This window comes from Geodermatophilus sabuli (assembly GCF_010686765.1).
GTDB lineage: Bacteria > Actinomycetota > Actinomycetes > Mycobacteriales > Geodermatophilaceae > Geodermatophilus > Geodermatophilus sabuli_A.
In genome coordinates, this window is record NZ_JAAGWF010000015.1 from 12357 (window position 1) to 25555 (window position 13199).

The 13199-nt window shown below is 76.4% G+C and carries 11 protein-coding genes; 7 read left to right on the forward strand and 4 right to left on the reverse strand.

Annotation, left to right across the window (positions count from 1 at the left end; genetic code table 11):
• Positions 1–28: 28 nt before the first annotated feature.
• The gene (locus tag GCU56_RS13835; protein ID WP_163482329.1) at positions 29–3427 is read right to left on the reverse strand and encodes a BTAD domain-containing putative transcriptional regulator; all 3399 of its coding nucleotides are present in this window, start codon (positions 3425–3427) and stop codon (positions 29–31) included.
• A 190-nt stretch (positions 3428–3617) separates the two neighbouring features.
• On the opposite strand from GCU56_RS13835, the gene GCU56_RS13840 reads away from it, so the two are divergent.
• Both GCU56_RS13840 and GCU56_RS13845 read left to right on the forward strand, forming a co-directional pair.
• Positions 3618–5063, forward strand: a complete 1446-nt coding sequence (locus GCU56_RS13840; RefSeq protein ID WP_163482330.1) for an FAD-binding oxidoreductase — start codon at positions 3618–3620, stop codon at positions 5061–5063.
• A complete protein-coding gene (locus GCU56_RS13845) occupies positions 5056–5241 on the forward strand; it encodes a hypothetical protein (RefSeq protein WP_163482331.1) in 186 nt (61 codons plus the stop codon). Before GCU56_RS13840 ends, GCU56_RS13845 begins: the two co-directional genes overlap by 8 nt.
• A 214-nt stretch (positions 5242–5455) precedes the next feature.
• Here GCU56_RS13845 and GCU56_RS13850 read toward each other — a convergent pair whose 3' ends face one another.
• A complete protein-coding gene (locus GCU56_RS13850; protein WP_163482332.1) occupies positions 5456–7162 on the reverse strand; it encodes an FAD-linked oxidase C-terminal domain-containing protein in 1707 nt (568 codons plus the stop codon).
• Between the two features lie 16 nt (positions 7163–7178).
• Here GCU56_RS13850 and GCU56_RS13855 point away from each other — a divergent pair, with 16 nt between their 5' ends.
• The 3 genes from GCU56_RS13855 to GCU56_RS13865 all read left to right on the forward strand — a co-directional run bounded on the left by GCU56_RS13855 (position 7179) and on the right by GCU56_RS13865 (position 10296).
• Positions 7179–8714: an FAD-dependent oxidoreductase gene (locus GCU56_RS13855; protein WP_163482333.1), complete on the forward strand. Its 1536-nt coding sequence runs from the start codon at positions 7179–7181 to the stop codon at positions 8712–8714.
• A 49-nt stretch (positions 8715–8763) separates the two neighbouring features.
• Complete coding sequence (locus GCU56_RS13860; protein WP_345771833.1) at positions 8764–9573, forward strand: methyltransferase domain-containing protein; 810 nt, start codon at positions 8764–8766, stop codon at positions 9571–9573.
• A gap of 90 nt (positions 9574–9663) precedes the next feature.
• Entirely contained in the window at positions 9664–10296 is a 633-nt protein-coding gene (locus GCU56_RS13865) for a TMEM175 family protein (protein WP_163482335.1), read from the forward strand.
• Positions 10297–10381: 85 nt separating this feature from the next.
• Here the strand turns inward: GCU56_RS13865 and GCU56_RS13870 are convergent, their stop codons facing one another.
• Positions 10382–11134: a TipAS antibiotic-recognition domain-containing protein gene (locus tag GCU56_RS13870; RefSeq protein WP_163482336.1), complete on the reverse strand. Its 753-nt coding sequence runs from the start codon at positions 11132–11134 to the stop codon at positions 10382–10384.
• Between the two features lie 93 nt (positions 11135–11227).
• Between GCU56_RS13870 and GCU56_RS13875 the strand changes: the two genes are divergently transcribed.
• Positions 11228–11833 (forward strand): DinB family protein, encoded by a 606-nt coding sequence (locus tag GCU56_RS13875; protein ID WP_163482337.1) that lies wholly within the window; start codon positions 11228–11230, stop codon positions 11831–11833.
• Between the two features lie 11 nt (positions 11834–11844).
• Complete coding sequence (locus GCU56_RS13880; RefSeq protein WP_163482338.1) at positions 11845–12750, forward strand: haloalkane dehalogenase; 906 nt, start codon at positions 11845–11847, stop codon at positions 12748–12750.
• On the opposite strand, the gene GCU56_RS13885 is transcribed toward GCU56_RS13880, so the two are convergent.
• A complete protein-coding gene (locus GCU56_RS13885; RefSeq protein ID WP_163482339.1) occupies positions 12747–13193 on the reverse strand; it encodes a YdeI/OmpD-associated family protein in 447 nt (148 codons plus the stop codon). The genes GCU56_RS13880 and GCU56_RS13885 overlap by 4 nt on opposite strands.
• Between the last annotated feature and the right edge of the window lie 6 nt (positions 13194–13199).

The following is a 13199-nucleotide window of genomic DNA, read 5'->3' on the forward strand; positions in this document are numbered from 1 at the left end:
CTCGCGCCGGGCGGCAGGAGGGCCCCGGTCAGGCCGATCTCGGCGCGGTCGACCGCTTCCGGCGGGGGCGGGTGGCGGTGTCCTCGGGCACCCGGGACAGGTGCGAGTCGGCCAGCGCCACCTGGTGCGGGGAGCCCACCAGCCGACCCTGCCGGCGCGCGGCATGCCACCAGTCACGGGCGGCCACCGTGTCGCCGGTGCGCTCGGCGATCCGGCCGAGCAGCTCGTCGTACGCGCCGAGGGTGAACGAGGGCGTCCCCAGCACCGCCTGCCGCCCGCGGAAGGGCAGCAGCGAGACGGTGGCCGTCTCGATCTCGTGCTCGTCGCCGATCTGCAGCGCGACCTCAGCCTGCAGCAGCGTGGCGACGTCGCTCGCCCAGTCCCGGACCTGGGTGCGGCCCCACCGCTTGCGCAGCCGCCGCGCCTCGGCCAGGTCGCCGGACTCCGCGGCGGCCAAGACCGCCATGAGCTGCAGCAGCGGGCTGCCCTCGTCGCCGGTCTGCACGAGCAGGTCGATCGCCTCGGGCAGCCGGTGGTCGCCGCGGCGCAGGGTGAACTGGTGCGCGGCGAAGGCGTGCGCCGCGTGCGGGGTGACCTTGCGGTAGAGCTCGTAGGCCTCGGTCGTCAGTTCCTCGGCGCGGACCGCGTCGCCGCGCAGCCAGGCGGCCCCGGCCTGCTGCCACAGCACGTGGGGGCGCACCTCCGGCCCGGACAGCGAGATCGCCAGCCGCCGCCCGGCGTCCAGGTCCGCCTCGAACCCCCGCAGGTCGGCCAGGTGCAGACGGATGGAGGCCCGGTGCAGCCGGGCGTAGAACTCGGTCCGCCGCGGCAGTCCCCGCCCCGCCAGCGCGAGCGCCTCGTCGGTCGCCTCGAGCCGGAGCTCGGCCGCACCCGGGCGCCCCCAGACGGCGAGGCAGTAGTTGTTCAGCGTCCGGCCCAGCAGCTCCGGATCGCCGACGTCCCGAGCCAGCGCGAGGGCGCGCTCGGCGTAGCGCGGCCCCTTCTGCAGGTCCTCGCTGAACGCCAGCTCGACGCCGAGGGTGCCCAGCAGCCGGGCGGTCAGGCGGTCGCGCTCGGCCTCGGTCGCGTCGGGGGCGATCTCGTCCCGGTGCTCGAGCAGCTCCTCCAGCAGCTCGACCATCCCGTGGTCGACGACGCCGTGCGGCCGCCAGTTCCACAGCGTGGGCGAGCCCCACACGGCCGCGGACTCCAGCAGGCAGCGGCGGTCGCCGAGTTCGCGGGCCAGCGCGATCGCCTCGGCGACCACCTCGCCGGCCTCGGTCCGCTGGCCGCTGTTCAGCAGGTCGTTGCCGAGCGCGGTGAGCAGGTCGTGGCGGGTCCGCGTGACGCCGGGCCCGGCGGGGTCCAGCAGTGCCAGCGCCCGGCGCACGTGCGCCGCGGCCTCCCCGTGCGCCAGCCGCTCCCGGGCCGCCTGTGCCGCGGCGGTCGAGTACCGCAGCGCCGGGCCGGGACCGGCCACCGGGACCGCCTCGACGAAGTGGTGGGCCAGCCGCTCGACCACCGCGTCGTCGGCCCGGCCGCCGGTGGCCCGCCGCTCGAGGGCGGCGGCCAGCCGGGCGTTGAGCCGGGCCCGGCGCAGCCGCGGCAGGTCGCCGTGCAGCACCTCCTGCACCAGGGCGTGGGTGAACCGCCAGCTCCACGGCTGACGTCCCTCCACGACCAGCCCGAAGGCGGTGGCGGAGTCCAGCGCCGCCAGGGCGGCCTCGGCCGGCGTGCCGGCGGCCTCGAGCAGGTCCAGGGTGACCTCGCGCCCGGCGACGGCGGCCAGCTCCAGCACCTCCCGGGTGCCCTCGGACAGCCGCGCCAGCCGGTTGCGGAGCACCTCGCGGATCGACGGCGGCACCGGCACCCGGTCGAGGCGGAGGTCGTGCGTGCTGACCATCCACCGCGCCAGCTCGACGACGAAGAACGGGTTGCCGGCGGTGCGGTCGTGCACGGTCTCGGCCAGCGCGTGGCCGCCGACCGCCCCGAGCTGCCCGGCCATGAGCGCGGCCACGTCCTCGGTGGCCAGGCCGGACAGCCTGATCCGGCTGGCCGCCGGCTCCCGGTTGAGCCGGGCCAGGCAGTCGACGACCACCTCGGGGAGGTCCTCGCCGACGGTGCGGACGGTGACCACGATCATCAGCGGACCCCGCGGCAGGTGCCGGGCCAGCAGGCCGAGCAGCTGCACCGACGTCGTGTCGGCGCCCTGCAGGTCGTCGAGGACGACGAGCACCGGGCGGGTGATCGCCGCGGTCAGCCGGGTGCGCAGGTCCTGGAACAGCCGGAAACGGGCGGCGTCGGCGTCGGCGCCGGGGTCGTCGGGGGGTGGGGTCAGCTCCTCCTGGCCGAGCTGCTCGAGGACCTGGGTCCACGGCCACAGGGCCGGCGCGCCGGCGTCGTCGGCGCAGCGGCTCCAGGCCACCGACCAGCCCGCCGCGAGGCAGGCGTCCGCGGCCGCCTCGGCCAGCCGGGTCTTGCCGATCCCCGGTTCCCCGCCGAGGACGACGACCGCCGGCCGCCCGCCGGCCACCTGGTCGGCCACCGTCCGCAGGTGGGCCAGCTCCGCCTCCCGGCCGACCAGCGCCTCGGCGCCGGGGCCGACGGCGGGCATCGGCGCCGGCGGCGGGACGACGGACAGCACCGGACGCGGCAGGCGATCGGTGAGCCCCGGGTCCTGCCGCAGCACCGCGCGTTCCAGGCCGCGCAGCTCGGGGCCCGGGTCGATGCCCAGCTCGTCGCGCAGCAGCTCGGTGCAGCGCCGCAGCGCGTCCAGCGCGTCGGCCTGCCGGTCCGCGGCGTAGAGCGCGGTGACCAGCCGCGCCCACAGCCGCTCGCGCAGCGGGTGCTCGGCGACCAGGTGCTGCAGGTCGGTGACGGCGGCGTCCGCCCGGCCCATCGCCAGCAGCGCGTCGCAGCGCCGCTCCCGTGCCCGCACCTGCAGCTCGGTCAGCCGGAGCCGGTCGGTCGCGGCGGTGGGCAGGTCGCCCAGCTCGGCCAGTGGCTCACCGCGCCACAGCTCCAGCGCCCGGTCCAGCAACGCCACGCCCCGCGCCGGGTCGCCGGCCTGCACCGCACGGTCACCCTCGTCGACGAGCTGGGCGAAGCGCAGCGTGTCCAGGTCGGCGGCGTCGACCTGGAGCAGGTACCCCGGCGGCCGGGTGAGCAGCACCGTCGGCGCCTCGCGCGGGCCGCGGTCGGGCTCGAGCACCCGCCGCAGGTGGGAGACGTAGGCCTGAAGGGTGCCGGTCACGGTGGGCGGCGGCTCGTCCCCCCACAGCGCGGACACGATCCGGTCGATGCCGACCACCCGGCACGGCTCGGCCAGCAGCAGGGTGAGCAGTGCCCGTGGCTTGGCGCCGCCCACGTCGAGCAGACGACCATCGGGACCCGTGACCTCGAGCGGTCCGAGGACGCGGTAACGCACGAGGCGGGATCCTCCCAGGTGCCGGCCGCCAGCGGGAGGCCTTTCCGGGCGGCGGGCGAGCAGCCCCTCGTCCAAGAGCCCGTGCAAGCGGGCTGCAAGTGCCGGGCAAGCGCCCGCCGCGAGGCTCGTCGGCGTCCCGATCGATGCCCGTGGCCGACCGCCGCGGCCGTTCCCGAGGAACCCCCACGTCATGAGCCTCACCGAGGTCAGCCCCACCATCCCCACCCCCCGCAGTCCCTCCGAGGCGCCGGTGCCGGCGATCCCGGCCGCCGACGTCGAGGAGCTCCGCAGCCGGGTGCACGGACCGGTCTACGTCTCCGGCGACGACGGCCTCGCCGCCGAGGTGTTCGCCTGGAACGTCGCCGTCCAGCACACCCCCGCGGTCGCCGTGGGCGCCACCTGCGCCGCCGACGTCGCCACCGCGGTGGCCTGGGCCGTCGCGCACGACCTGCCGGTCGCCGTCCAGGCCACCGGGCACGGCCCGGTGCGCAACGCCGCCGGCTCGCTGCTCGTCTCCACCCGGCGGATGCAGGGCGTCACGGTCGACCCGGCTCGCCGCACCGCGCGGGTCGAGGCCGGCGTGAAGTGGGACAAGGTGCTCGCCGCCGCCGCGGAGCACGGGCTCACCGGCCTCTGCGGGTCGTCCTCCGGCGTCGGGGTGGTCGGCTACACCCTCGGCGGCGGGATGGGCTCCCTGGGTCGCCGGTTCGGCTTCGCGGCCGACTCCGTCGTCTCCTTCGACATCGTCACCGCCGACGGCCGGATCCGGACGGTCTGCGCCGACGAGGAGCCCGAGCTGTTCTGGGGCGTCCGCGGCGGCAAGTCCAACTTCGGCATCGTCACCTCGATCGAGATCGAGCTCGTCCGGGTCAGCTCGGTGGTCGGCGGCGGGATCTTCTTCGCCGCCGAGGACGCCGCCGCGGTGCTGCACGCCTTCCGCGCCTGGGCGCCGACGCTGCCCGAGGAGGTCAGCACGTCGATCGCCGTCCTCCGGCTGCCGCCGATGGAGGAGCTGCCCGAGCCGCTGCGCGGCCAGACCGTCGTCCACCTGCGGTACGCCTACTGCGGGGACGACCCGGCCGAGGGGGAGCGGCTGGTCGAGCCGATGAAGGCCGCCGGGCGGATCGTGCTCGGGTTCATCGGCCCGCTGCTGACCACCGAGATGGACGCCGTGCACATGGACCCGCAGGACCCGATGCCCGGCTGGGAGAAGGGCATGCTGCTGGCCGAGCTCACCGAGGAGACCGTCGACGCGTTCCTCGCGGCGGCCGGCCCGCAGGTCGAGGTGCCGCTGATCATGGCCGAGATCCGGCAGATGGGCGGCGCGCTGGCCCGGCCGGCGCGGGTGCCCAACGCCGTCGCGGGCCGGGACGCGGCCTGGTCGGTGCTGGTGATCGGGCCGATGGTGCCGGAACTGGCCGACGTCCTGCCGCACGTGGGCCGCGGCGTGCTGGCGGCGCTGGCTCCCTGGGCGGCTCCCGGCGGCCTGGTCAACTTCCTCGGCGACGTCTCGGGCCCCGACGAGGTGGCCGCGGCGTACCCGCCGGCGGTGCGCGAGCGGCTGCTGGCGCTCAAGCAGGAGGTCGACCCCGACGGGGTCTTCTCCTTCGGGTACGCCCTCCCGTCCCGTGTCTGAGGAGGAGCGGGGCCAGGAGCGGCACCGGGACCCCGGCGGCCACCCCCGGCGGCTGCCCCGACACCTGCGCCGGCTGCTGCCACCCGGCGTCGCCGCCGGCATCCGGTGGGACGGCGGGAGACCGGCCGGCGCCGGGGACGACGGCGGCCGCTCCCCCGACGAGGAGGGCCCGGGCTAGCGACCCCGGCCGCAGACGGCGCCGCCCACCCGGACGGCGCCCTCCCCGCCGGTCCGCCCTGAACCCGCGGACCGGCGGGGGCTCACCTCGATCAGTCGGGCACGTGGCCCTCCTGCAGGGTCCCGCCGCGAGCGTGCGAGTGGTGGGGGGCAGTGGCCCTCCTGCAGGGTCCCGCCGCGAGCGTGCGAGTGGTGGGGGGCAGGGGGGTCCTTTCTCAGTCGGGCAGCAGGACGCCGGGGTTGCAGATGCCCTGCGGGTCCAGGCGCTGCTTGACCGCCCGCAGGACCTCGACTCCGAGCGGCCCGATCTCCCGCTCGAGCCACGGGCGGTGGTCGGCGCCCACGGCGTGGTGGTGGGTGAGCGTGCCCCCGGCGGCGAGGAGCGCGTCGGTCGCCGCCCGCTTGGCCAGCAGCCACTGCTGGATGGGCAGGGCGTCGTCGCGGTCGGCGAGCACGGTGACGTACAGCGAGGCGCCGGTGGCGTAGCCGTGCGAGACGTGGCTCATCACCAGCGGCCGCTTCCCGGACCGGCGCAGCGACGCGTGCAGTGCCTCGCGGACGGCGTCGTACACCGCCGGCAGGGCCGTCCAGGGAGCTGCGGTCTCCAGGGTCTCCACCAGCAGCCCGGCGTCCATCAGGCTGTCGCGCAGGTACGGCGCGGCGAACCGGTGACGGCGCCAGGACTCCCCGACCCGCCGCCCCACCCGGGCCGCGCCGGCGTCCCGCAGTACCGACGCCGCGGCGCGCCGGCGGGCCCGCACCAGCGAGGGCAGGCCCTCCCAGCCGACGACCAGCAGGCACCCGGCCCCGCGGCGGCGCGCCCGCAGCGTCCCCCGGAGCGCCTTGGCGCCGGTTCCCCCGGCCATCTGCAGGTTCGCGCGGGTCTCGTCGGGGTCGGAGAGCCGGACGACGTCGGGCAGCAGGTCGTGGCGGGCCAGCTGCTGCAACCCTGCCAGCCCGGCGGCCCACGAGCGGAACGACCAGCCCTCGTACGCCTGCGACCGGGCGGTGGGCCGGACCCGCAGCCGCAGTTCGGTGATGATCCCCAGCGCACCCTCCGAGCCCAGGGCCAGGCCGAGCAGGTCCGGGCCGGCGGCCGACGCCGGCGGGCTGCCCAGCTCCACCACCCCCGCCGGCGTGGCCAGGGTGACCCCGGCGACCAGGTCGTCGAACCGACCGACGCCGGTGGACGACTGGCCCGCCGACCGGGTGGCCGCGTAGCCCCCGAGGGTGGCGAACTCCCAGCTCTGCGGCAGGTGGCCGAGGGTGAGGCCGTGCCCTGCCAGGTGCTCCTCGAGGGCCGGGCCGCGCAGGCCCGGCTGCACCGTCACCAGGGACGACGGCACGTCCAGCGACCGCACCGACGCCATCCGGCCCAGGTCGACCGAGACCGACGGCCGGTCGTCGGGGTCGATGCCCGACAGCCCGCCGACGACGCTGGTGCCGCCGCCGAAGGGCACCACGACCACCGCCATCTCGCTGCACAGGGCCAGCAGCGCGGCGGTCTCCTCGGTGCTGCCGGGGGTCAGGACCGCGTCGGGTGCGTCGGAGGCGTCGCCCGCCCGCCGGCGCAGCAGGTCCAGGTAGCTCTTCCCGCCGGCATGCCGCAGCCGGCTGTCCCGGTCGGTGCGGACGTGGTCCTCCCCGAGCAGCTCCACCAGCCGGGTGCGGCACTCCTCCGCCAGGCGTGAGGGGGCCAGCCGGATGGCGCCGACGGCGACCGGGCGGGTCGGCCGGGGCGTCCAGCCGAGCTCGCGGGCCAGGTACCGGCGGGCGCCCTTGGACAGCACCTCGGCGAGGTCGGGGAAGGCGGTCAGTTCCAGGGTGCCGTCGTCACCGGCCGCCCCGGTGGTGACCGTCGCGTCGCGGGGGCGGGTCGGCCGACCCCAGCCCTGGATCGTCAGTTCGCGCTGCTCCGGCACGGCTACAGTCTGCCGGGTGCTCGGCGGGGGACCTCCTTCCGGAGGCGGTGGCGCGCTGTCCCCGGCGCGGCGGGCCGCCGACCTGGACGCGCTGGCCGGGAGCACGGTCGACGTGGTGGTCGTCGGCGGCGGGGTGACCGGCGCCGGCGTGGCGCTGGACGCCGCCACCCGCGGTCTGTCGGTGGCGCTGCTGGAGCGCACCGACCTCGCGGCCGGCACCAGCCGCTGGTCCTCGAAGCTGGTGCACGGCGGGCTGCGCTACCTGGCCCACGGCGAGATCGGCCTGGCGCGGGAGAGTGCCCGGGAGCGCGCCGTCCTCATGGGGACGACGGCACCGCACCTGGTGCGCCCGCTGGCCTTCCTCGTCCCCGACGTCACCGGGCGGGACGTGAGCGCGCTCGCCGGGCTCGGCGGCCGGTTCGGGGACGCCGTCCGGGTGTCGGTCCCCGGAGGGCGCCGGTCGCTGCCGGGCACCCGCCGGGTGGGACCCGACGACGTGGCCCGCCTGACCCCGGGCGTGCGCGGCCACCGGGGCGGGGTCGTCTTCTGGGACGGCCAGCTGGCCGACGACGCCCGCCTGGTCGTGGCCCTCGCCCGGACCGCGGCCACCTGGGGTGCCCGGGTGCTGACCGGGGCCGCGGTCCGCGCGGTCGACGGCGCCGACGTGCACGTGGCGACCGACGGCGGCGAGGCGATGACCCTGCGGGCCGGCGTGGTGGTCAACGCCACCGGCGTGTGGGCGCAGCGGCTGGCGCCCGGCGTGCGGCTGGTGCCCTCGCGGGGGACGCACCTGGTCGTGCGGGCCGAGCGGCTGGGCTGCCCGACGGCCGCGCTGACCGTGCCCCTGCCCGGCTCCCGCTCGCGGTACGTCTTCGCGCTGCCGCAGCCCGGCGGGCTGGTCTACCTGGGGCTCACCGACGAGCCGGTGCCCGGGCCGGTGCCGGACACGGACCCGGTGCCCAGCGAGGCCGAGGTGGCCCAGCTGCTGGAGACGGTCGACCGGGTGCTGGCGGAGCCGCTGACCCGGGCGGACGTCGTCGGCGCCTTCGCCGGGCTGCGGCCGCTGGTGCTGCCCGCCTCGGCCGGCGCCGGCCCCGGGGACGCCACGGCGGACCTCTCCCGCCGGCACCTGCTGCACGCGGACGGACCGGTCCTCACCGTCGTCGGGGGGAAGCTGACCACGTACCGGGCGATGGCCGAGCAGACGGTGGACGCCGTCGTCGCCCGCCTGGGCCGGGGCGCCCGGCGGTCCCGCACGGCGCGGCTCCCGCTGGTCGGCGCGGCGCCGCGGCCGGAGCTGGACCGGGTGCCCGCCCCGGGCTGGCTGGTGGCGCGGTACGGAACCGAGGCGCCCGTCGTCGCGGCACTCGGGGAGGAGTCGGTGGTGCCGGGCCGGCCGGAGACGGTGGGGGAGCTGCGCTTCGGCGTCCGGGCGGAGGGTGCGCGCACCGTCGCCGACCTGCTGGACCGGCGGGTGCGGATCGGCCTGGTGCCCGGCGACCGGGCGCGCGCGGTGCCGGTGGCGGAGCGGGTGCTGGCCGAGGAGTGTTGACCGGCCATCCCAGCTCATGAGATGCCTGTTCCACTGGGTGGACCCAGGCGTGCAGGCTGAGGACGTGGACACCTACACGCACGGGCACGCGGACGCCGTCCTGCAGTCGCACCGCTGGCGGACGGCGGAGAACTCGGCCGGCTACCTGCTGCCGCACCTGCGCCCGGGACTCGACCTGCTCGACGTCGGCTGCGGTCCCGGCACGATCACCGTCGACCTCGCCCGCCGCGTCGCGCCCGGGCGGGTGGTCGGACTGGACGTCTCCCCCGACCCGCTCGGCGAGGCGCGGGCGGCCGCCGAGCGCGCCGGCGTGCCGGTGACCTTCGCGGTCGGCGACGTGTACGCCCTCGACGCCGGCGACGGCTCGTTCGACGTGGTGCACGCCCACCAGGTGCTGCAGCACCTCACCGACCCGGTGGCCGCGCTGCGCGAGATGGCCCGGGTCTGCCGCCCGGGTGGGCTGCTCGCCGTCCGGGACGTCGACTACGCGGCGGTCACCTGGTTCCCCGCCGACGCGGGCCTCGACCGCTGGCTGGACCTCTACTCCCGCGTGGCCCGCCGCAACGCCGCCGAGCCCGACGCCGGCCGCCGGCTGCTGTCGTGGGCGCACGCCGCCGGGCTGAGGGAGGTCACCGCGACGACCAGCGCCTGGTGCTACGCCACCCCGGCGGAGCGGGAGTGGTGGGGTGCGTCCTGGGCCGGCCGGGCGACGGCGTCCGCCTTCGCCGACCAGGCGGTGGCCTACGGGCTGGCCACGCCGGGTGGACTCGAGGAGATCGCCGCAGCATGGCTGCGCTGGGCCGCCGCGGACGACGGCTGGCTCGGCATGCTGCACGGCGAGCTCCTCATCCGCGTCTGAGGGAGGACCCCGTCCTCCCCGCCGCTCGCACGCTCGGGGCGGGGCCCTGGACGGGGCCGGCCACCGGCCGCGGGCCTACGCTCGCGCGGCATGGACGGGAGCGGGGACGGCGGTGCGCGGAGCCGGGACGTGACGCGGCTGGTCAACCTCAGCGACGCGGTGGTGGCCATCGCGGCCACCCTGCTCGTCCTGCCGCTGGTCGACCAGATCGACGCGATGCCGGGCGCGACCGTGGCGGAGATGCTGGGGGAGGCCGGTCAGCAGTTCGGTGCGTTCGTCCTGAGCTTCGTCGTCGTCGGCCGGTTCTGGCTCGTGCACCACACCGTGTTCAACGGGGTGCGGGAGATGACCGGGACGATCTTCTGGCTCAACCTCGTGTGGCTGATCGGCATCGTCTTCCTGCCCTACCCGACCGAGCTCATCGGCGTGGTGGACTCCGACGACGTGTGGGCCCCCGTCCTCTACATCGGGACCCTGGCGGTCACCACGCTGGCCGGACTCGCCATGCACGCGGTGATCGCGCGGTCGCCGCAGGTCCGCGCCCCCGGAGCCGTCGAGCACCACGACCTCGTGCCCGGTGTGGTGACGGTCGTGACGATGCTGGTGGCGCTCGTCCTGGCGCTGGCGGTCCCGGCCGTGGGGATGTGGTCCCTGCTGCTGCTCGTCGCCGCCCCGCTGGTCAGCCGCGTGCTCGCCCGGGGCCGCCGTCCCGCGCCCGCGTGAACGACGTGCGCTGACGGGCAGTCCCGGGCCCAGGGTCTGCCCGTCAGCGCACGGTGTCCGGCCGCCTCGACCCCGCCGGGCCGCATCAGCCCCGGCGGGCGGCGTTGGCCTGGACGGCGGTGCTCACGTACTGCGCCAGGCCGGGTGCGATCCGCTCGTAGTGGGCGGTGAACCGCTCGTCCTCGAGGTACATCCGGCCGAGACCCGCGTGGACCTCGTAGGTGCAGTCGTAGAAGTTCCGGCTGATCTGCTGCCGGTGCTCCTCCGCGAGGTCCATCGCCTGCTCCGAGTCGGCCGGGACGCCCGCCGCCAGCGCGGCCGCGAACCGCGCCTCGACGTCCTCGCCCTCGGCCTTGATCCGCACCCAGTCGTCCTTCGAGTACGCGCGGGTCCTCCGCTGCGACTGGGCCCAGGCCTCGGTCTCCCCCCACTTCTGCTCGGCCTCCGCCTCGTACTCCTCGGGCAGCCAGTCCCCGAAGAGCTCGAACCGTTCCTCCGGGGTCAGTGAGATCCCCATGTCGTGTGCCTCCATCTCCTTCTCCACGGCCGCGACCATGGCCGACGTCCGCTCCAGCCGGTCCTGCAGCAGCCGGTGCTGCCGGCGCAGGTGCTCGACGGGGTCCGCGGACGGGTCGTCCAACAGGGACGCGACCTGCTCGAGGGGGAAGCCGAGCTCGCGGTAGACCAGCACCTGGTGCAGCCGGTCCAGGTCACCCGGCGAGTACTGCCGATAGCCGGCCGACGTCCGGCCGGACGGCGACAGCAGCCCGATCCGGTCGTAGTGGTGCAACGTGCGCACCGTGACCCCGGCCAGGGCGGCCACCTCTCCCACGTTCACGGTCCCCTCCTCTCTCTGACGGGGACGAGTGCACAGCCTGACGTCGCGTCAGGGTCAAGCGCGATCGCCGGCGCCGTCCGGCACGCTCCCCGCATGGACGAGGAGAAGGCGACCCTGCACCAGTACCTGCGCATCCGGCGCGCCGACCTGCTGGCCAAGCTGGACGGCCTCGACGAGTACGCGGTGCGGCGGCCGATGACGCCGACCGGGACCAACCTGATGGGCCTGGTCAAGCACGTCGCGTACGTGCAGCTGGGCTACTTCGGCGAGGTGTTCGGCCGGCCGAGCGGCCGCGGCTACCCGTGGGAGGGCGAGGGTGCCGAGCAGGACGCCGACATGTGGGCGACCGCGGAGGAGACCCGCGAGGAGATCGTCGAGCTGCACCGGTTCTCCGCGGCGCACGCCGACGCCACGATCGAGGCGCTGCCCCTGGACGCCGTCGGCGAGGTGCCGTGGTGGCCGGAGGAGCGGCGCCGCCCGACGCTGCACACCCTCCTGGTGCACATGACGGTGGAGACCGCGCGGCACGCCGGCCACGCCGACATCGTCCGCGAGCTCGTCGACGGCGCGGCCGGCATGAGCGCGGCCAACTCGAACCTGCCCGAGCGCAGCGCGCAGGAGTGGGCGGGCTACCGCGAGCGGATCGAGGCCGCGGCCCGGCAGGCGGGCCGCCCGGGTGCGCCGGCGGGGGATGGGTGAGGATCGACGGCATGGTCGCCGACGACGTCTCCCCCGAGGACCCGTTCCCCCGTCGGCGCGTGCGCGTCGACCGGCGGGCGGACGGGAACCTCGAGATGGCCTACCTCGAGGCGGGGGAGGGCGACCCGATCGTCTTCCTGCACGGCAACCCGACGTCGTCCTACCTGTGGCGCAACGTGATCCCGCACGTGCAGCACCTGGGCCGGTGCCTCGCGCCGGACCTCATGGGCATGGGCCAGTCGGACAAGCTGCCCGACCCGGGACCGGGCACGTACTCCTTCGCCGCGCACGCCGGCTTCCTGCAGCGGTTCCTCGAGCAGGTCGGGGCCACCGACCGGGTCACGATCGTCGCGCACGACTGGGGCTCGGCCCTCGGCTTCGACTGGGCGCAGCGCCACCGCGACGCCGTCCGTGGCCTGGCCTTCACCGAGGCGATCGTCACGCCGCTGACGTGGGCCGACTGGCCGGCCCCCGCTCGGAAGATCTTCCGCACGATGCGCGGGCCCGACGGCGAGGCCGCGGTGCTGGAGCAGAACGTCTTCGTCGAGCGGCTGCTCCCGGCGTCGGTGGCCAGGGGGCTGTCCCCCGAGGCCCACGATCGCTACCGCCGCCCGTTCGGCACCCCGGAGTCGCGCTGGCCCACCCTGGAGTGGCCGCGGCAGATCCCGCTGGAGAACGTGCCGCCGCGGGTCCGGGACGTGGTCGCCCGGTACGGGCAGTGGCTGCGCACCAGCGACGTCCCGAAGCTGTTCGTCAACGCCGACCCCGGGTTCCTGCTGGTGGGCCGGCCACGGGCGTTCGTCCGCAAGTGGACGGCGCTGCGCGAGGTGACCGTGCCCGGGTCCCACTTCGTGCCGGAGGACTCGCCGCACGAGCTCGGGCGGGCCCTGGCCGAGTGGATCCCGACGCTGCCCTAGCGGGTCTTCTTCCCGGCGCGCAGCGACTCGACCGTCGTGGTGATCCGGGCGGCGCGGGTCTCGGGCTTCTTGGCCTCCTCCACCCAGCGCACCCACTCCTTGCGGTGCGACGGAGCCAACCCGGTGTACGTGGCGCGGGCCGCCTCGTCGAGCGCGGCGTCCAGGTCGGCGGGCAGCGCGACCTCCCGCGGCGCGGTGTCCAGCTCCACCCGGACGTCGACGTCCTGGCCGGCGGCCACGCCGGCGGCTTCCCGGTGCTCGGCGGCCAGCGGCACCCAGTAGGCCCCGCCCATCACCGCGACCGTCGTCCGGTAGCCGTACCCGCCGAGGGTCACGGTGACCGGTGGCCGCTTCCCCGAGCCCAGCGCCGTGACCAGCTCGTCGGGTACCTGCAGGCCGGTGGCGGTCTTGCCGCCGAGGACGACGGTGGTCCGGAACTCCATGCGGCG